Annotated in this window: 18 protein-coding genes; 13 read left to right on the top strand and 5 right to left on the bottom strand. The window is 70.3% G+C overall.

Going from position 1 to position 17,970, the window contains the following annotated elements:
* Positions 1–9 precede the first annotated feature (9 nt).
* The 9 genes from FF100_RS14645 (at position 10) to FF100_RS14685 (ending at position 8,867) form a co-directional block, all read left to right on the top strand.
* On the top strand, positions 10–951 hold the full coding sequence (locus tag FF100_RS14645) for an ABC transporter permease (protein ID WP_139036427.1): 942 nt from the start codon (positions 10–12) through the stop codon (positions 949–951).
* Positions 948–1,886, top strand: coding sequence for an ABC transporter permease (locus FF100_RS14650; RefSeq protein WP_425463310.1), 939 nt, complete (start codon positions 948–950; stop codon positions 1,884–1,886). The genes FF100_RS14645 and FF100_RS14650 overlap by 4 nt, the downstream gene beginning before the upstream one ends.
* Positions 1,879–2,904, top strand: a complete 1,026-nt coding sequence (locus FF100_RS14655) for an ABC transporter ATP-binding protein (RefSeq protein WP_139036428.1) — start codon at positions 1,879–1,881, stop codon at positions 2,902–2,904. The genes FF100_RS14650 and FF100_RS14655 overlap by 8 nt, the downstream gene beginning before the upstream one ends.
* Entirely contained in the window at positions 2,901–3,896 is a 996-nt protein-coding gene (locus FF100_RS14660) for an ABC transporter ATP-binding protein (RefSeq protein WP_139036429.1), read from the top strand. The genes FF100_RS14655 and FF100_RS14660 overlap by 4 nt, the downstream gene beginning before the upstream one ends.
* 31 nt (positions 3,897–3,927) lie before the next feature.
* Entirely contained in the window at positions 3,928–5,067 is a 1,140-nt protein-coding gene (locus tag FF100_RS14665) for an amidohydrolase/deacetylase family metallohydrolase (RefSeq protein WP_139036430.1), read from the top strand.
* 93 nt (positions 5,068–5,160) lie between these two features.
* Complete coding sequence (locus FF100_RS14670; RefSeq protein WP_139036431.1) at positions 5,161–5,346, top strand: hypothetical protein; 186 nt, start codon at positions 5,161–5,163, stop codon at positions 5,344–5,346.
* Positions 5,347–5,374: 28 nt separating this feature from the next.
* Positions 5,375–5,818: a GNAT family N-acetyltransferase gene (locus tag FF100_RS14675; protein ID WP_139036432.1), complete on the top strand. Its 444-nt coding sequence runs from the start codon at positions 5,375–5,377 to the stop codon at positions 5,816–5,818.
* A 628-nt stretch (positions 5,819–6,446) separates the two neighbouring features.
* The gene (locus FF100_RS14680) at positions 6,447–7,892 is read left to right on the top strand and encodes a diguanylate cyclase domain-containing protein (protein ID WP_139036433.1); all 1,446 of its coding nucleotides are present in this window, start codon (positions 6,447–6,449) and stop codon (positions 7,890–7,892) included.
* A 39-nt stretch (positions 7,893–7,931) separates the two neighbouring features.
* Complete coding sequence (locus FF100_RS14685) at positions 7,932–8,867, top strand: amino acid ABC transporter substrate-binding protein (protein ID WP_139036434.1); 936 nt, start codon at positions 7,932–7,934, stop codon at positions 8,865–8,867.
* A 125-nt stretch (positions 8,868–8,992) separates the two neighbouring features.
* On the opposite strand, the gene FF100_RS14690 is transcribed toward FF100_RS14685, so the two are convergent.
* On the bottom strand, positions 8,993–9,376 hold the full coding sequence (locus FF100_RS14690) for a ferredoxin--NADP reductase domain-containing protein (RefSeq protein WP_139036435.1): 384 nt from the start codon (positions 9,374–9,376) through the stop codon (positions 8,993–8,995).
* 239 nt (positions 9,377–9,615) lie between these two features.
* Between FF100_RS14690 and FF100_RS14695 the strand changes: the two genes are divergently transcribed.
* Together FF100_RS14695 and FF100_RS14700 are read left to right on the top strand one after the other, a co-directional pair.
* Positions 9,616–10,419, top strand: a complete 804-nt coding sequence (locus FF100_RS14695) for a helix-turn-helix domain-containing protein (protein ID WP_139036436.1) — start codon at positions 9,616–9,618, stop codon at positions 10,417–10,419.
* 188 nt (positions 10,420–10,607) lie between these two features.
* On the top strand, positions 10,608–10,766 hold the full coding sequence (locus tag FF100_RS14700; protein ID WP_139036437.1) for a DUF3309 family protein: 159 nt from the start codon (positions 10,608–10,610) through the stop codon (positions 10,764–10,766).
* A gap of 366 nt (positions 10,767–11,132) precedes the next feature.
* Here FF100_RS14700 and FF100_RS14705 read toward each other — a convergent pair whose 3' ends face one another.
* The 3 genes from FF100_RS14705 to FF100_RS14715 all read right to left on the bottom strand — a co-directional run bounded on the left by FF100_RS14705 (position 11,133) and on the right by FF100_RS14715 (position 14,372).
* Complete coding sequence (locus FF100_RS14705; protein ID WP_139036438.1) at positions 11,133–12,251, bottom strand: CaiB/BaiF CoA transferase family protein; 1,119 nt, start codon at positions 12,249–12,251, stop codon at positions 11,133–11,135.
* Between the two features lie 39 nt (positions 12,252–12,290).
* Positions 12,291–13,061: an SDR family NAD(P)-dependent oxidoreductase gene (locus FF100_RS14710; RefSeq protein ID WP_139036439.1), complete on the bottom strand. Its 771-nt coding sequence runs from the start codon at positions 13,059–13,061 to the stop codon at positions 12,291–12,293.
* A 78-nt stretch (positions 13,062–13,139) separates the two neighbouring features.
* Positions 13,140–14,372 carry an ABC transporter substrate-binding protein gene (locus tag FF100_RS14715; protein WP_139036440.1) on the bottom strand — a complete coding sequence of 411 codons (1,233 nt, stop codon included), beginning with the start codon at positions 14,370–14,372 and terminating at the stop codon, positions 13,140–13,142.
* 234 nt (positions 14,373–14,606) lie between these two features.
* Between FF100_RS14715 and FF100_RS14720 the strand changes: the two genes are divergently transcribed.
* Complete coding sequence (locus FF100_RS14720; protein ID WP_139036441.1) at positions 14,607–15,365, top strand: IclR family transcriptional regulator; 759 nt, start codon at positions 14,607–14,609, stop codon at positions 15,363–15,365.
* On the opposite strand, the gene FF100_RS14725 is transcribed toward FF100_RS14720, so the two are convergent.
* Positions 15,347–16,192 carry an AraC family transcriptional regulator gene (locus FF100_RS14725; RefSeq protein WP_139036442.1) on the bottom strand — a complete coding sequence of 282 codons (846 nt, stop codon included), beginning with the start codon at positions 16,190–16,192 and terminating at the stop codon, positions 15,347–15,349. The genes FF100_RS14720 and FF100_RS14725 overlap by 19 nt on opposite strands.
* Before the next feature lie 198 nt (positions 16,193–16,390).
* Between FF100_RS14725 and FF100_RS14730 the strand changes: the two genes are divergently transcribed.
* Positions 16,391–17,968: an ABC transporter substrate-binding protein gene (locus tag FF100_RS14730; RefSeq protein WP_139036443.1), complete on the top strand. Its 1,578-nt coding sequence runs from the start codon at positions 16,391–16,393 to the stop codon at positions 17,966–17,968.
* Positions 17,969–17,970 lie beyond the last annotated feature (2 nt).

Below are 17,970 nucleotides of genomic sequence, written 5' to 3' on the forward strand. Positions count from 1 at the left end.
GATCGTTCGGTGTTCGGCTTCCTCGTCAAGCGTATCCTCGCCGTCATCCCCGTGATGGCGGTGGTCGGGCTGTTCGTGTTCAGCCTGCTCTCGCTGGCCCCCGGCGACCCGGCGGCCCTCATCGCCGGCGACCAGGCCTCGCCGGCCGATATCGAGCGCATCCGCGCCTCGCTCGGCCTCGACCGGCCGTTCCTGATCCGCTTCGGCGAGTGGGGCTGGCGCATCCTGCACGGGGATCTCGGCACCTCGCTCTTCACCAACATGCCGGTCACCACCATGATCGGGCAGCGGGTGCAGCCGACCGTGTCGCTGATGCTGGTCACGCTGATCCTTGCGGTCCTCGTCGCGGTGCCGCTCGGCGTCGTCGCGGCCTGGAAGGCGGGGCGGCTCCTCGATCGGCTGGTGATGGGGGCGGCGGTGCTCGGCTTCTCGGTGCCGGTCTTCGTCATCGGCTACCTGCTCGCCTACGTCTTCGCCCTCGAGCTCGGCTGGCTGCCGGCCCAAGGGTACACGCCGATCGAGCAGGGCGTCGGATCCTGGTTCGCCAGCCTCGTCCTGCCGTCGCTGACGCTCGGCCTCGTCTACATCGCGCTGATCGCCCGGGTGACCCGGGCGACGATGCTCGACGTGCTGAGCCAAGATTACGTGCGCACCGCCCGGGCCAAGGGCGTGGCGCAGGGTGGGGTGCTGTTCGTGCACGCCCTCAAGAACGCCGCGGTACCGATCGTCACGGTGATCGGCATCGGCATCGCGCTGCTCATCGGCGGCGCCGTCGTCACCGAGACGGTGTTCGCGATCCCCGGCCTCGGCCGCCTCACCGTCGATGCGATCCTGCGGCGCGACTACCCGGTGATCCAGGGCGTCGTGCTGCTGTTCAGCTTCACCTACGTGCTGGTCAATCTCGCGATCGACCTCCTCTACACCCTCATCGACCCGAGGATCCGCTATTGAGCGCCGCCCATCCCCTGGCGGGTGAATCCCTGGGAGGCGAGGCGCCCCCGGGCCTCGCCGTCGCCCGGCCGCTGCCCGACCTCTACCCGCCGCGCAAGGCCTATGGCCGGATCCGCCGCACCTGGCGGCGCCACCCGACCATCGTGATCGGCGGCATCATCCTGCTGATCGTCGCCCTGATGGCGATCCTCGCGCCCTATCTCGGCACCGTCGACCCGACGGCGATCGCGCCCTCCCGCCGCACGCGGGTGCCGTCGGCGCAGTACTGGTTCGGCACCGACATGCTCGGCCGCGACCTCTATTCCCGCGTCGTCTACGGCGCCCGGGTCTCGCTCCTCGTCGGCTTCGCGGTGGCCTTCTTCGCCTCGATCGCCGGGCTCGTCGTCGGCCTCGTCTCCGGCATGGTACGCTGGGCCGACAGCATCATCATGCGGATCGTCGACGGCCTGATGTCGATCCCGCCGATCCTGCTCGCCATCGCCCTGATGGCGCTGACAAGAGGCTCGATCGAGAACGTGATCCTGGCGATCACCGTGGCGGAGATCCCCCGCGTCGCCCGGCTGGTGCGCGGCGTCGTCCTGTCGCTGCGCGAGCAGCCCTATGTCGAGGCGGCGGTGACCACCGGCACCCGCATGCCGACGATCATCTGGCGCCACATCCTGCCCAACACCCTCGCGCCGATGACCGTGCAGGCGACCTATATCTGCGCCTCGGCGATGATCGCGGAATCGATCCTGTCGTTCATCGGGGCCGGCGTGCCGCCCTCGACCCCGTCCTGGGGCAACATCATGGCCGAGGGCCGGGCGCTCTGGCAGGTGAAGTTCTACATCATCCTGTTCCCGGCGATCTTCCTGTCGCTCACCGTGCTCGCCGTGAACCTCGTCGGCGACGGGTTGCGCGATGCCCTCGACCCGCGGATGGCGAAAGATGCCTGATCCCAAGGACCCCGATCTCAAGGATACGCCCCTCCTCTCCGTCGAGAACCTCCAGGTCCATTTCCGCACGCCCGACGGGGTCAACCGCGCGGTCGACGGCGTCTCCTTCGCGATCCGGGCCGGCGAGACCCTGGCGATCGTCGGCGAATCCGGCTGCGGCAAGTCGGTGACCTCGATGTCGATCCTGCGGCTCCTGCCCGAGCCGCCGGCGCGGCTCGCCGGCGCGATCCGGTTCGAGGGGCAGGACCTCCTCGGCCTCTCCGAGCGCGAGATGCGCCGCATCCGCGGCAACGCCATCAGCGTGATCTTCCAGGAGCCGATGACCTCGCTGAACCCGGTGCTGACCGTGGGCCGCCAGATCGGCGAGACCCTGCGCCTGCACCAGGGCCTGTCGCGCAAGGAGGCGGAGGCGCGGGCGGTGGAGATGCTGACGCTCGTCGGCATCCCTGAGCCGAAACGCCGGGTGCGGGAATATCCGCACCAGCTCTCCGGCGGCATGCGCCAGCGGGTGATGATCGCCATCGCGCTCGCCTGCTCGCCGAAGCTCCTCATCGCCGACGAGCCGACGACGGCGCTCGACGTCACGATCCAGGCCCAGATCCTCGACCTGATGCGCGACCTCAAGAGCCGGGTCGGCGCCGCCATCATGCTGATCACCCACGATCTCGGCGTGGTGGCGGAGGTCGCCGACCGGGTGGTGGTGATGTATGCCGGCCGCAAGGTCGAGGAGGCGACGGTCCGCGACCTGTTCCGCTCGCCCCGCCACCCCTACACGCGGGGCCTGATGGGCGCGGTGCCGCGCCTCGGCGCCGCCGAGCTGCCGGGCGCGCCGCAGCGCCTCGCCGAGATCCCCGGCATGGTGCCGAGCCTGAAGACCCGCATCGACGGCTGCGTCTTCGCCGGCCGCTGCCCCTCCGTCACCGATCTCTGCCGTAGCCACGCCCCGGCCCTGGAGCCCAAGGCGCCGGGCCACCTCGCCGCCTGCCACTACGCGCCCAAGGACGCGCTCGCCGCGTGACCACACCGCTCCTTGCCGTCAACGACCTGCGCAAGCACTTCCGCCTCGGCGGCGGCCTGATGGGCCGCGGCACCCGCAGCCTGAAAGCCGTGGACGGCGTCTCGTTCACCCTGGAGAAGGGCGAGACCCTGTCCCTCGTCGGCGAATCCGGCTGCGGCAAGTCCACGGTCGCCCGCAGCCTGATGCGGCTGTTCCCGCCGACCTCCGGCCAGGTGGTGCTCGGGGACACCCGCATCGACGACCTGTCGGCCGGCGCGCTCCGTCCGTTGCGCCGGCGGATCCAGATGGTGTTCCAGGACCCGTTCTCCTCGCTCAACCCACGGATGCGGGTGCGCGACATCCTGGCCGAGCCGATCCGCAACTTCGGCCTGGCGAAGAACCGCGCCGATCTCGAGTCGCGCCTCGCCGCCCTGATGGAGCGGGTCGGCCTGCCGCGGGAGGCGCTGTCGCGGTTTCCGCACGAATTCTCCGGCGGCCAGCGCCAGCGCATCGGCATCGCCCGGGCGCTCGCCGCCGAGCCGGACCTGATCATCTGCGACGAGGCGGTCTCGGCCCTCGACGTCTCGGTCAAGGCGCAGATCGTCAACCTGCTCCAGGATCTCCAGAAGGAACTGGACCTGGCGCTGCTGTTCATCTCGCACGACCTCGCCATCGTCGAGCACATGACGCACCGGGTGGCGGTGATGTATCTCGGCAAGATCGTCGAGATCGGCCCGCGCCGGCAGATCTTCCTGGCGCCCCGGCACCCCTACACCCAGGCGCTGCTCTCCGCCGTGCCGGTGCCGGAGCCCGGCGCCGGGCGCACCCGCATCGTCCTGCGCGGCGACGTCCCGAGCCCGATCAACCCGCCGAGCGGCTGCCGTTTCCACACCCGCTGCCCGCATGCCTTCGACCGCTGCCGCATCGAGGAGCCGCTCCTCGATCCGGTCGGCGGCGGCCATTTCGCGGCCTGCCACCTCGACGGCGCCGCCCTTCCGGCGCAGGCCGCGTGACCGGCCTCTCGTGATCATCAGGGGAAGAGTAGTGCAGCACGAACTGATCCTGCGGGGCGCCCGCGTCATCGATCCATCGCAGAACCACGATGCCATCGCCGACGTCGCCTTCGCCAACGGTCTCGTCTCGGGCTTCGGCCGCGACCTGCGGGCGGGCACGGGGACGGTGGTCCGGGAGATGAACGGGGCGATCGTCACCCCGGGCCTCATCGACCTGCACACCCATGTCTATTGGGGCGGCACCTCGCTCGGCATCGACGCCGACGAGTTCTGCCGGCTCTCCGGCGTCACCACCTCGGTCGATACCGGCAGCGCCGGGCCCGGCAACTTTCCGGGCTTCCGCAAGCACGTGATCGAGCGCTCCGAGGCCCGGATCCTCGCCTATCTCCACGTCTCGTTCGCGGGCATCTACGGCTTCTCGAAGACCGTGATGGTCGGCGAGAGCCAGGACATGCGCCTGATGGCCCCCCGCGAGGCGGTCGCGGTGGCCGAGGCCAACCGTGACGTGATCGTCGGCATCAAGGTCCGGGTCGGCGCCCACGCCTCGGGTACGCAGGGCACGGCGCCCCTCGAGATCGCGCTCCAGGTCGCCGAGGAGACCGGCCTGCCGCTGATGGCCCATATCGACGAGCCGCCGCCGAGCTACGAGGCGGTGCTGGACATGCTGCGCCCCGGCGACGTGCTCACCCACTGCTTCCGGCCGTTCCCGAACTCGCCCGTCACCGCGCAAGGCGCCGTGAAGCCGGCGGTGCGGAAGGCGCGCGAGCGCGGCATCATATTCGACATCGGTCACGGCAAGGGCTCCTTCGCCTTCAAGACCGCCCGCGCCATGCTGGCCGGCGGCTTCCTGCCGGACACGATCTCGTCGGACGTGCACGCGCTCTGCATCGACGGCCCGGCCTTCGACCAGGTCACCACGATGTCGAAGATGCTGTGCCTCGGCATGAGCCTGACCGAGGTCGTCGCCGCCTCGACGGTCAATGCCGCCGTCGCGCTCAAGCGCATGGAATACGGCTCGCTGAAGGTGGGGGCGCTCGGCGACGCGACGGTGCTGGCCGTGCACGACGGCGCGTTCGACTACGTCGACGTGCTCGGCGAGCACATGACCGGCGACCGGCGGATCACCGCGGAGGGGGTGGTGCTGCGCGGGCGGTGGTGGCATCCGGTGTAGAGCGAGCCCCGGCGCGGTGAATGCCGGCTCTTCGAGGACAAGCGGCCCCATCGGAGGCAGAGAGCATCGCCCGATCGCCAAGATGGCCGGACGATGCTCGGGCCGCTCAAGCCCGTTCTGGAGAGCCTGCTTGCTCGCCGCTCCGGTGGTCTGGCGCTGATGGCGGCGTCTCTCGACATCATCCTGGGCCTCGACGAGGCCGAGAGCCCAGGATTGAACACCGACGACGGTGCCGCACCGGGCGGATCGGTGCAAGCGGGCACCAGATGTGGGTTTTGATGGCGGCCGAAGCACATGCAGGGGACCGATGTCAGCGGCACCGTCAGAAACCGACATCATCCGCGTGCCCGCCTCCTCAACCCTTGGCAAGGCTGCTCTGAAGCTTCGGCACGAGGTCTTCGTCGTTGAGCAGGGCGTGCCCGTCGAAGTGGAGATCGATGCAGACGATCCGACCGCAACCCATTTCGTCGCCCTCGTAGAGGGGGAGATAGCTGGAACGCTGCGGGTCGTCTTCAAGCCGGAGCACGCCAAGATCGGCCGCGTCGTCGTCCATCGCGACCGACGTGGGTCAGGCATCGCCCGAAAGATGATGATCTGCGCGATGGACTACTGCCGCGGGATCGGCGTCGGTCGCTTCTACCTCACGGCTCAGACCGACAAGCTTGGCTTCTATGAGAAGCTTGGGTTCGCCGCCTTCGGCGCGGAGTTCATGGATGCAGGTATCCCTCATCTGGCGATGAAAACCTACTGATCCGCGTCCGCACTCCACCCTCGGCAGCCCTTCATGCGGTCGAGCTGATTGGGTTTCGACCCCAGAGATCCGGGGTTCCCCCCGGCTCCGCGACGACGATGGAGAGTTCGTCCCCGGCCGGTCCACGCAGACAGGCTCTCACCTCGCCTGCGCCCCACGCGGTCGTCCCGCATGTCAGGTGCAACGGCCTGACGATACGTGTGTGCCGGCCGATGCCTCGCATTCCGCTCGGTGGTGATCCACGGGCCGGCGTGGCATGATCCTCTTCGGTGGGACGATGTCGCTCTCGATTGCTTGCGGCACGTGCGCGATCCGCCGCGATCACAACACCGCCTGAACGATCAACTCCGCCGCGAGATCGTCACCGATGGCGCCGTCCCCCGACTGGCTCGTCGGCGGGGCCACGCTTGGAGGACAGAATCACGACGTCCTCCTGGCAGAACGCGACAACATCGATCGCGCATCTCTCGAAACGTCACCGCCGGACATGTGTTGGGCTTATTTTCCGGGTGACTCTCTTGGTCTTGCTGAGAATTAAGAAAAAACTAGTGATCTCCGCGGAACTGCCGTCGCATTTAAGCGGCGGTAAGCGGCGGCCGTGGGACGCTGAAGGTGGAGGGTGGTCATCTTGTCGCTGTTGAGCCGTCATATCACTGCACGAGGCCCGTCCTGGACGCGGTCGCTGCTGGGCAGGATTACGATCTTCGTGCTGGCCTCCGTCATGTTGGCTTACGCGCTGGGTTCGGGCACGGCGCTGCTCATCATGGTCCGGGGTCAATCCCACCAATGGGAACACGATGCCGGCCTTTACGCTCGGGTGGCCAGCACCGCCTTGCGCGGGATCTACACCTTCGTGTCCGTCCACAGTGATCGCGACGGGCGGGTGAACTGGATCGAGACGGGCCGCCCGGTGGGCGATGACCAGTCGATCGTGACCACCGGTTTCATGCCGGCCGACGTGCTGGCCCTCGCGTCGGCGCAGACCGGGCAGGACGTGTGGCTGGTGACGGCCGACGAGACCGGCAGGCTCACGAGCCTCGACGACAGCCAGGGCCAGGGCTCCGGCCTGCGCGTCTCCTTTCCCGACAGCGACGACCAGGCACCCCGGCGCCTGTTCACCGGTTGGATCGAGGTCGGATCCTCCACCCATTTCGCGGGATTCATGCCGATCCTGTCCAAGGACGGACGGCTCATCGGGGGGCTGGTGGCCAGCATCGGTTCGGCCGACGCGCTGCTGGCGGCCCGCAACCAAGCGCTCTGGACACTGACGCTCCTGATGATGGTGACCCTGGCGGTGTCGGCCCTGATGGGGGCGATCGCCCTGCGCCGCGCGTTCCGGCCGATCCCGGCCCTGACCGGTGTCCTCACCGCGTTGGCCGACAACGAGACGGGCGTACCGATTCCGTTCCAGGAGAGGACCGACGAGCTGGGGCAGCTCGCCATCGCCATCGAGAAGCTGCGCTGCGCGGTGGTGGAGCGGGGGCTGCTGCGCCGGATCGGTGAGCATGCGGCGGTGATGGAGCATCGTGCCCATCACGACAGCCTGACCGGGCTCCCCAACCGGGCCCGCTTCACGGCCCTGCTGGACGCGGCGCTGGAACGGATGGCGGCCGGTACCGCCGCCTACAACCTGATGCTGCTGGACCTCGACCGCTTCAAGGAGGTGAACGACACCTTGGGTCATGCGGCGGGCGATGCGGTGCTGGTGGATGTGGGCCGGCGCATGGCGGCGCTGCTCGCGCCCGACGACGTGGTCGCCCGGCTCGGCGGGGACGAATTCGCGCTGCTGCAGCGCGTGGACGGCAATGACGGCGTCCAGCGGGCCCACCGCCTCGCCCATGCGATCGTGGCGGCCGTGGCGCGTCCCTTCGCCTATGGCGGCACACCGGTGAGCATCGGCGTCAGCATCGGGATCGCCGGCGTACCGGAGGACGGCGCGGAGCGCAGCGTTCTCCTCAAGCGGGCCGATCTCGCACTGTACGTCGCCAAGAAGGAGGGGCGCGGCCGCGTCGCGCTGCACCGGCCGGGCATGACGATGCGGGCCGAGAGCGACGGCCTGGCGCAGAGCGCCTGAGGCCGGCGGGGCGGGAGCACGTGAGGGGCTGCGACGACGATGGAGAACCAGGCGATGCGACGCGGGCGAGGACGGCTCCTGCGCGGGCTGCGGTCCTTGATGGCGATGATCCCGGCGACGGTGGCAGCCTCCTGCTGGGCCGGACCGTCGATGGCTCAGACCGGGCCTTCCGTGCTGCAGAAGATCGCCGCCGCCAAGCGGATCACGATCGGCTATCGGGCCGGCTACCCGCCATACTCGGACGTGATGGACGGCAAGCCTGCGGGCTACGTGATCGATCTCTGCCAGCAGGTCGTGGACGGCCTCCGGCGCCAGCTCGGCATCGATCGGCTCGATATCGAGTTCGTGACCATTCCGCTGGCGGCCCGTTTCGTGATGATGCGCGAGGGGCGCATGGACATGGAATGCGCCGCAACCACCATCACGGCGGAACGGCAGCGACAGGTGAACTTCAGCATCCCCATCTTCTTCACCGCCACCCGCTTCGTGGCGCTGCGGCGGAACGGTTACAAGACCTTCGCGGACCTCGCCGGGCGCACGGTCGCGTCGCTGGCCGGCACCAGCGAGACCGGGGAGTTGAGCGCGGCCAACAGGCAGCGCAAACTCAACATCGCCATCCTGCTCTGCCGGGAAGATGTCGAGGCTTTCGCAGCCGTGAAGTCCGAGCGCGCTGCCGCTTACGTCATGGACGACGTGCTGCTCGCCGGCGTGATGGCGAGCTGGGGCAGGTCGGATGACCTCGCCATGTCCGAGGACGCGCTCGGCGCCACGGAAGCCTACGGCATCATGCTGCCGCTGGGCGACGACGCTTTCACCCAGGCCGTGAACGCGGCGCTGAAGGCCAGCGCCGCGAACGGCCGGTGGAAGGAGATCTACAACGCCTGGTTCCTGACCCCCAACCCCGCCACGGGCCGCAGTCCGAACCTTCCCCTCTCGCCGGATCTGGAGGCCAGCCTTGCCCGCCTGGGCGGATGATGGCGGGGCACCTGCGCGCAAGGCGGTGCGCGCCGCGATCGGTGACGGAGAGGTGCGGATCGATCTTGCGGCGTCCGAAGCGGTCGCGGAGGCGGCAGCTCTGGCCCGCCGCTCGTGGCATCATCTCAGGCCGCTTCTCGGGCAGCGGCGAGCATCTCGCCGATCTTAACGAATTTCTCCCGCGGCTTGCCGGCAGCCTGGCCGCGGCTCCGCTCGGCCGCGTCGATCCGGCGCCAGGCGGCGTAGTCGAGGGGCTGCCCCCTCGTCAGCGCGAGGCGGTTCAGCAAGGCCTCGGCATCCCCGGACGGCGCCGGCAGGGTCGCGAGATCGGCGAGGACGGCCGCCGCGGTTTCGACGCCGCAGGCCCGGTTCGTCCCGATCGTGCCGCGCGGGCCGCGCTTGCTCCAGCCGCAGGCATAGAGCCTCGGCACCGGCCTGCCCTCCGACTGGACGCGGCCCCCGACATTCGCGTGAACCCCCGCTTCGGCGTCGTAGGGAACCTCAGCCATCGGCGAGGTCCGCCGTCCGATACTCGCGACGACGAACCCGCAATCGAGCGCGACTGTCTCCTCCCGTCCCGAGTCTTGGCCGGACCGGCGCAGATGGATGCGCTCCACCCTGCCCTCCCCCGCGAGCGAAGCCGGCTCCAGGCCGAAGCGGAACATGCAGCGCCGCCGCTTGCGGCCGCCTGCTCGACACCTCGAACGGCCTGGGCTGGTCGCATCTCCACGCCGAACGCTGGAGCCACATGCCCGGCGAACTCCCCGCCCTCACCCCCCGGGACACCGAGATCGCCATCCTCCTGCGCGGCCGCTCCTTCGTCGACCGCATCGGCAGCGGACAGCGCCAGCGGACCCACGGGCGCCGCGGCACGGTCTGGGTCTGCCCGGCCGGCATCGAGGAGGAATACATCAACATCTCCGACCCGATGGTCGACTGCCTCCACATCTTCCTGCCGGCGCGTCCCTTCGAGGAGACGATGCTGCGCGATCTCGACGTCGATCCCGCCCGGTTGGAGTTACGTTACGACGTCATCGCGCAGGACCCCTTCATCGACCACGTCGCGGGCCGGGTCCTGCAGGAGATGGAGAACCCGAGCGCGGCCGGGCGGCTCCTGGTGGAAACGCTCGGCGTCGCGCTCGCGGCCCACCTCGTCCACCGCTATGCCGCGGGGACGATCCGGCCCCACGACAGTGCCGACAAGCCGCTCGACCGCCGCCGCCTCGAACGGGTCGAAGAGTTCATCGCGGCGCACCTGTCCGATGATTTCGCGGTCTCCGATCTGGCGGCCGTCGCCTGCATGAGCGTCGCCCATTTCACCCGCAGCTTCCGCGCCGCAACGGGGCGAACGCCCTACGACTACGTGAGCGGATGCCGCCTCGACCAGGCCAGGCGCCGCTTGCTGACCGAGGATACGCAGATCGCCGAGATCGCCGCCGCGGCCGGATTCTCGTCCCAGGCGAACTTCACCCGCGCCTTCCGCAAGGCGCTGGGGGTGACCCCGGCCCAGCTGCGGGCCTCTGTCAGGACCAGGACGCCGGCAGGACCGTAGCCGCCCCGGCCGACGTTCGGCCCGCCCTTCGCATGCAAACGTCCGCACCGGTCCGCCGCGGCGGGCCGAAGAAGGCCGGCGCCTGCGCCGCGGAGCGGCAGGGCGGCGGAAGACCGCGCCCACGCGGAACAAAAGAGCGCGGTCGGCATTCCTCCTGCCTGCCAGCTTGGCTGTTAGGACTGCTGCCCATGACCCTCCTGATCGTCCTCATCCTGCTCATCCTGCTCTTCGGTGGCGGCGGCAGCTTCTATGGTGGCGGACGCTACCGCAGCGGCGGTCTCGGCATCGGCGGCATCCTGCTCATCATCCTGGTGGTGCTCCTGCTGACCGGCCGGATCACGATCTGACCTGATCGTCACCCGCCGTCCTCAGCCCCTCGGCGGGTGACGTCGGTCCGGCTGCCCTTCCGGAGGACGCCGCGAGAGCGTCCGGCGGGCAGAGGCCCTGCGCCGATGCCGGGAGCGGGGCGAGCCGGTCCCTGACACGACGAGCCCCGCCGGCCTGGTGGCGCGGCGGGGCGGGGGCCGGTACGCAACGAGGCCCATGCGCAGGATGACGGGTCGTGGTTAACACGGCCCTCAAGGCGGGCGCGGACGGGGCGTCCGCGATGGCGACAGCCGCCGACATTCTTGCCGGGCCGGACGCCGCTCTCCCCCTGCGGGATATGCGCGATGCCCCCGCACACCGCGGCCGCACGAGGCCGCCGCCCCCCCTTACGGCGTACCCGGTTCCAGAGGCGGCGCGTGACGCGTCGCGCCGCACGGCGTCCGCGAGAAGCGGACGGGCGGCCGCGTTCCGATCAGCGGTCCCTCCGTCGGATGGTCGACCGCCTCGAAGAAGCCGGTCGCGACGAGGTGGGGATCGTCCAGCAGGTCCTCGATGCGGTTGACCCGCGAACAGGGCACGTCGAGGGGCGCCAGACGCGCGAGCCACCCCTCCGTCGTGTCCTGTGCGAGGCAGGCGGCGAGACGCTCGTAGAGGGTGTCGATCATCGCGGCGCGGGCGACGTCGGACCCGAGGGCCTCGTCCTGCGCCCACGCGTCCCGGCCGGCGACCCGGAAGACGTCGCGCCAATGGTTCGCGTTGTAGGGCAGGACCGCGATGTAGCCGTCGCGGGTGCGGTAGGGCCGGCGATGCCGCGAGAGGAGCCGGGCATAGCCGGACGGACCGAGGGGCGGCCGGAAGGTGAGGCCGGCCAGGTGCTCGACGGCGAGGAACGAGACCATGGACTCGAACATCGGCACCTCGATCGCCTGCCCCTCCCCCGTACAGGCGCGATGGAACAGGGCGGCGGCGATCGCGGTGGTGACGTAGAGCGACGTCGTCTTGTCGGCCGCGATGGTCGGTGCGTAGCGGGGCTCGCCCGAGGCCCGCCGTTCGAGATCGGCCCAGCCGCAGGCCGCCTGGATGATGTCGTCGTAGGCCGGGCGGTCCCGGTAGGGCCCGTCCTGCCCGAAGCCGACGATGGCGCAGGTGATGAGGCCCGGATTGAGCGTGCGCATCCGTGCGTCATCGAGCCCGAGCCGGCCGGCCGCCTTCATGCGCATGTTGTGGACCAGGATGTCGGCGTCCCGGACGAGCTCGTCGAGCCGGGCGCGGTCCGCCGGCTGCTTGAGGTCGAGGACGAGGCCTCGCTTGCCGCGGTTGCAATTGAGGAACGCCGCGCCCATCCCGGGCGAGCGGGCCGGCCCGGGCGCACGCAGGATGTCGCCGGCCGGTCCCTCGACCTTGAGGACATCGGCGCCCATCTCGGCGAGAACCTGCGTCGCGAAGGGCCCGGCGACGACCGTGCTCACATCGACGACCCTGATGCCTGCGAGCGGACCCGGCATGGCGCACCTCCCCCCTTCACCCTCTCCGTGGCCCGGTCCTCAGCGCGCCGTGAAGCCGCCGTCGACGGGCAGGGCCACCCCCGTCACGTAGGACGCGTCGTCCGACGCCAGCCACAGCACCGCGTGGGCGGCCTCCTCCGGCCGGCACAGGCGGCCCATCGGCACGGCGGCGACCATCCGGGCCTCGGCGGCGGCGGCCTCGGCCGGAGCACCCGAGCGCCCGGTGAACCCGAGCTTCATCGGGGTCTCGGCGAGGCCGGGACAGACGACGTTCACCCGCACGTTGTCGGGCGCGAAGGTCTGGGCGAGCGACTTCGTCAGCCCGACCACCGCGAACTTGGCGGCGGAGTAGATCGGGCTCCACATCGAGCCGACGAGGCCCGAGACCGAGGCGGTGAACACGATCGACCCGCCACCGCGCCGGCGCATGTGGCCGATCACCTCGCCGGCGGCGAGCGCCGCCGCGGTCACGTTGAGGTCGATGGCGAGCTGGTAGGCCGGGAGGTCGAGGTTCTCGATGCCGCCGGGCCCGGGGATGCCGGCATGGGCCCAGAGCACGTCGATGCCGCCGAGGGCCGCCGCTGCCTCGTGGATCGAGCCGCGCATCGCCGCCGGCTGCGAGAGGTCGGCCTGCACCGTCGCGACGGCGTAGCCCCGCGCCGTCATGTCGGCGGAAAGCTGCGCGAGCCCGGCCGCGTTGACGTCGATCGCGGCGACCCGCGCGCCCTCCCGCAGGAAGAGCTCCACGCCGGCGCGCCCCATTCCCGAGGCCGCCGCCGTCACCACCACGAGCTTGTCTGCCAGACGCATGTCCGTCGATCCCTGCCGTGTCGTCGCCGCGCGTCGGAAACGGGGCGCGCGACATCCCCGCCGATGAGGCCCGACCGGCTACCGGACGAACGGGCAGCCGCCGTCCTTCAGGGGCCGGAAGGCCTCCGGCCCCGGGATGGTGGCGAGCACCTTGTAGTAATCGTAGGGCTTCTTCGACTCGTCCGGCGTCTTCACCTCGACGAGCATCATGTCGTGCAGCACGCGGCCGTCCTCGCGCAGGCGCGTCTTGCCGAAGAGCGGGTCGTCGAAGGTCCCCGCCTCGCGCATCGCCCTCACCACGGCCGCGCCGTCCTTGGCCGACCCGACCTTCGCGACGGCCCTGAGGAAGGCCAGGGTGGCGGAATAGGCGCCGGCCTGGTTCATGGTGGGGTAGCGGCCGTTGTTGCGCGCGGCGAAGCGCGCGCCGAAGGCCCGGGTCGCCGGGTTGAGGTCCCAGTAGAACCCGGTCGTCAGGCGCAGGCCCTGCGCGGTCCGCAGGCCCAGCGAATGGATGTCCGACAGGAACAGGAGCATGCCGGCGAGCTGCTGTCCGCTCTGGACGATGCCGAACTCCGCCGCCTGCTTGATGGCGTTGATCGTGTCGCCGCCGGCATTGGTCAGGCCGATCACCTGCGCCTGCGAGGCCTGGGCCTGGAGCAGGAAGGACGAGAAGTCCTTGGCGTCGGTCGGGTGGCGCACGGTCCCGGCCACCCGGCCGCCCTCGGCCTTCACCACGGCGCTGGCGTCGCGCTCGAGCGCGTGGCCGAGGGCGAAATCGGCGGTGATGAAGTACCAGGATTGGCCGCCGGCCTTCGTGATCGCCTCGGCGGTCCCGTGGGCGAGCGCCCAGGTGTCGTAGGTCCAGTGCACGGAGTTCGGCGTGCACGACCGCCCGGTCAGGTCCGAGGAGCCGGACGCGGTGAACAGCGCGACCTTGTTCTTCTCCCGAACGAGCGGCGCGAGCGCGAGCGAGATCGCGCTCGTCGGCATGTCGACGACGGCGTCCACGCCGTCCGAGTCGAACCACTTGCGCGCGATGGTGCTCGAGACGTCGGGCTTGTTCTGCGCATCGGCCGCGACGACCTCGATCGTCAGGCCCTTCGCCTCCGGCAGCCTGGCGAAATCCTCGACGGCCATCCGGGTCGCCTCGGCGGCCCCGGCGCCGCCGATATCCGAGAAGATCCCGGACATGTCGGCGAGGACCCCGATCTTGACCGGGACCTGCGCCTGGGCGGCCGGAGACAGCATCGTCGCGGCGAGCACAGTCGCGGCGACGAGGGTGAGCGTCCCGAGGGTACGGCGAAGCGGCATGCATTCCTCCCTGCGGAAAGCCGGCCCATCGCGGCGCTCCGCTCGCGGCGCCGATCATCGCGGCCCTCTGAATTCTTATGCAGGAATTTTTCATTCCTGATTATGAATATGTCAAGCGCCGTGCGAGGAAGGGAGAGGTGATGCGTGTGGTGCCTCGAAGCGCCGGCCGTTAGGTTGCGCAGCCATAACCAGGGCGGCGGCCGAGCCCCGCCCCGGCACGGGGCGACGGGACAGATGCAGGTCAAGCAGGCGGCCAACGTTCTCGAACTGATGGAGTATTTCGCCGAGCGGCGGCGTCCGGCCACCCTCGCCGAGATCTCGGACGATCTCGGCTGGCCGCGCTCGAGCACGTTCAACCTCGTCGGGACGATCGTCGAGAAGGGGTACCTCTACGAGCCGCGCCCGCGGGCGGGATATTATCCCACCCCGCGCTGGCTTACGCTCGCCCTGTCCGTGGCGGAGGCCGAGCCGCTGCCGCCCGTCGTCGACGACCTCGTGGCCGAGGTGGCAGCCGCCACCGGCGAGACCACGGCGGTCGGCACCCTGACCGGCATCCACGCCCTGTTCCTCGCCGTGGCGGAATCCCGGCATCAGGTGCGCTACCACGCCCGGGTCGGCGACCGGGTGCCGGTCCATGCCAGCTCCGCCGGGCGGGCGATCCTCGCCCAGTATCCCGCGGCCTCCCGCGAGGCGATCTACCGCCGGATCGCGTTCGAGCGCTTCTCCGACACGACGCCGATGGCCGTCGAGATCGTGGAGCGCGCGCTGCGGGACGCGGAGGCGCGCGGCTACCACCAGAGCGACTCCGAGTACATCGCCGACCTCGCCGGCGTCGCCATCCCGCTTCCCCTCGGCGACCGCCGGCTCTCGATCGTCGTCGCGGGGCCGACCTCGCGCTGCCTGGCGCGGCGGCCCGGGACCGCCGCCCTCCTGCGGGAGGCCTTGTCGCGCCACGCCCTCGCGCAGCCCGCCGCTCAGGTCCAGTCGAGGTAGGCCCGCGGGCAGGTACCGAGCACCCGCTTGAACATCGCCGTGAAGGCGCTCGGGCTGTCGTAGCCGACGTCGAGGGCGACGCTGGTGACGGAGGCGCCGCCGCCCAGGCGCGCGAGCGCCTCCATCAGCCGGACCCGCTGCTGCCAGGCCGCGAAGCTCATCCCGGTCTCGCGGCGGAACAGGCGCGTAATCGTCCGGCGGCTCAGGCCGGTGAGGGCCGCCCACTCGTCCAGGGTCCGGGTCTCGCCGGCACGGGACAGGACGCTCTCGCAGATCCGGCCGAGACGGTCGTCGCGCGGGACCACGACGTGCAGCGAGGAGGCGGGCATCCGGCCGATCTCCGCGAGCAGCAGGTCGACGAGCCGGCCCTCCCGTCCGTGCTCGTCGTAGAGGACCGGCATCGCCAGCACCTCGGCGAGCAGCGCCCGCAGGAGCGGCGTCGTGCGCATCGGACGGCAGGCGCCGTGGCCGTCCGGCATCGCGTCGGCCTCGACATAGAGCGTCTGGACCTCGACGTCGGCCCAGGAGCGAGACTGGTGGGTCACGCCCGGCGGGATCCACAGCCCGTGATCCGGGGGGACGACGAAGCAGCCCTCGTCGGTCAGCATCGCGGTGACGCCGGCGATGCCGAGAATGAACTGCCCCCGCGCATGGGCGTGCCGGGTGCTGGTGCTGGTATCGGGGTAGAACGCCCCCATCCCGCTCACCCGGCGCGGCACGGCCTGCAGGGTGGCCGAGAGCGCGCGGGCCGCCCGCGGGTCGGCGGCCCTGCGGCCCTGCGGGGTCGTCTCGCGCCGCTCGGCCTCGAGCGGGAACGGCTTCCTCATCCTGCGCTCCTTGGACGGGCGATCGATCGGGACGGGCGACCGACCGGGCCGGAGGGAGGCAACCTGCATACCATGCCCGACCGCCCCGAGAGCCCATCGGCTGGCCCGATCGCGATACTCGGCGGCCCGGACGCGACGGCGGGCCGCGTCCGGCTCGGCTAGCCTCTCACGGTCGCTCACGGATCGGGAGAGGTCGGGATGGATCGCCGCCAGTTCACCGGGGGATTGCTCGCCGGCGCCGCGTCCCTGCCGCTCGGCGCGGGACGGGCGGCGGCGCAGGCCCGCGGCGGCACGCTCAACGTCATCATCCAGCCCGAGCCGCCGGTCCTCGTCACCGCCCTGAACCAGCAGCAGCCGACGCTGACCCTCGGCGGCAAGATCTACGAGAGCCTGCTCAAGTATGCCCCCGACCTGACGCCGCTGCCCGGCATGGCGCAGTCCTGGGAGATCGCGCCGGACGGGCTCACCTACACCTTCCGGCTGTTTCCCGGCATCACCTTCCACGATGGCACGCCGATGACGGCGCAGGACGTGGTCTTCTCCTGCATGACCCTGCTGATGGAGACCCATCCGCGGGCCCGCAACACCTTCCGCCGGGTGGCAAAGGCCGAGGCGCCCGATCCCCTGACCGTGGTCTTCACGCTGAAGGAGCCCTTCGCCCCGTTCCTCGGCTCCTTCGACTGCACCACGGCGCCGATCGTCCCGAAGCACGTCTACGAGGGGACGGACTTCCGCAAGAACCCGCTGAACGACAGGGCCATCGGGACCGGCCCGTTCAAGCTCAAGGAATGGGTGCGCGGCTCACACGTCCACCTCGTGCGCCATGACGGCTACTATCGGAAGGACGAGCCGCATCTCGACGAGATCATCTACCGGGTCATCCCCGATGCGGCCTCGCGCACCCTCGCCCTCGAGAACGGCACGGTGCAGCTCGCGCAATGGTCCGACGTCGAGTTCTACGACATCGCCCGTCTCAAGGCCCGGCCGAACCTCGCCGTCACCACGACGGGCTACGAGTACTTCGCGCCGCTGCAATGGATCGAGATGAACAACCGCGTCGCGCCCATGAACGACCGGCGCTTCCGGCAGGCGGTGATGCACGCCCTCGACCGCGAGGCCCTGGCGAAGCGCGTCTATTTCGGGCAGGCGAAGGTCGCGACCGGGCCGGTCGCCTCGAGGACGAAGTTCTACGACGCGAACGTGCGCAAGTACGAGTACAGCCTCGACAAGGCCAAGGCGCTCCTCGACGAGATGGGCCTCAAGCCCGGCGCCGGCGGCAAGCGGGTCGAGATCAAGTTCCTGGTGCCGCCCTACGGCGAATCCTACCAGCGCTCGGCGGAATTCTACCGCCAGTCCTTCGCCCGCGTCGGCATCGACCTCGTGCTCGAAGCGACCGACATGGCCGGATGGGCGTCCCGGGTCGGGAACTGGGACTACCAGATGACGATGAACCTGCTCTACCAGCTCGGCGATCCGGCGCTCGGGGTCTCGCGCACCTACGTGACCTCGAACATCGTCAAGGGCATCCTGTTCTCGAACACGCAAGGATACTCGAACCCCGAGGTGGACCGGCTGTTCGACGCCGCGGCGAGCGCCATCGACGAGAAGAAGCGTCAGGAGCTCTACACCAAGGTCCAGCAGATCCTGGTCGAGGACGTGCCTGTCGCCTGGACGCTGGAAATCGAATTCCCGATCATCTACGACAAGGCGTTCAAGAACGTCGTGACGACGGCGATCGGGTCGCACGAGACCTTCGGCGCGGTGACGAAGTCGTGACC

Origin of the sequence: Methylobacterium terricola, assembly GCF_006151805.1 — a bacterium.
Lineage (GTDB): Bacteria > Pseudomonadota > Alphaproteobacteria > Rhizobiales > Beijerinckiaceae > Methylobacterium > Methylobacterium terricola.

Bases quoted from the DNA above. Each gene is read 5' to 3' on its own strand.
- FF100_RS14655 (WP_139036428.1), top strand. From the start codon at position 1,879: ATGCCTGATCCCAAGGACCCCGATCTCAAGGATACGCCCCTCCTCTCC.
- FF100_RS14670 (WP_139036431.1), top strand. From the start codon at position 5,161: ATGCTCGGGCCGCTCAAGCCCGTTCTGGAGAGCCTGCTTGCTCGCCGC.
- FF100_RS14675 (WP_139036432.1), top strand. From the start codon at position 5,375: ATGTCAGCGGCACCGTCAGAAACCGACATCATCCGCGTGCCCGCCTCC.
- FF100_RS14685 (WP_139036434.1), top strand. From the start codon at position 7,932: ATGGAGAACCAGGCGATGCGACGCGGGCGAGGACGGCTCCTGCGCGGG.
- FF100_RS14690 (WP_139036435.1), bottom strand. From the start codon at position 9,376: ATGGCTGAGGTTCCCTACGACGCCGAAGCGGGGGTTCACGCGAATGTC.
- FF100_RS14695 (WP_139036436.1), top strand. From the start codon at position 9,616: ATGCCCGGCGAACTCCCCGCCCTCACCCCCCGGGACACCGAGATCGCC.
- FF100_RS14700 (WP_139036437.1), top strand. From the start codon at position 10,608: ATGACCCTCCTGATCGTCCTCATCCTGCTCATCCTGCTCTTCGGTGGC.
- FF100_RS14705 (WP_139036438.1), bottom strand. From the start codon at position 12,251: ATGCCGGGTCCGCTCGCAGGCATCAGGGTCGTCGATGTGAGCACGGTC.
- FF100_RS14710 (WP_139036439.1), bottom strand. From the start codon at position 13,061: ATGCGTCTGGCAGACAAGCTCGTGGTGGTGACGGCGGCGGCCTCGGGA.
- FF100_RS14715 (WP_139036440.1), bottom strand. From the start codon at position 14,372: ATGCCGCTTCGCCGTACCCTCGGGACGCTCACCCTCGTCGCCGCGACT.
- FF100_RS14720 (WP_139036441.1), top strand. From the start codon at position 14,607: ATGCAGGTCAAGCAGGCGGCCAACGTTCTCGAACTGATGGAGTATTTC.
- FF100_RS14725 (WP_139036442.1), bottom strand. From the start codon at position 16,192: ATGAGGAAGCCGTTCCCGCTCGAGGCCGAGCGGCGCGAGACGACCCCG.
- FF100_RS14730 (WP_139036443.1), top strand. From the start codon at position 16,391: ATGGATCGCCGCCAGTTCACCGGGGGATTGCTCGCCGGCGCCGCGTCC.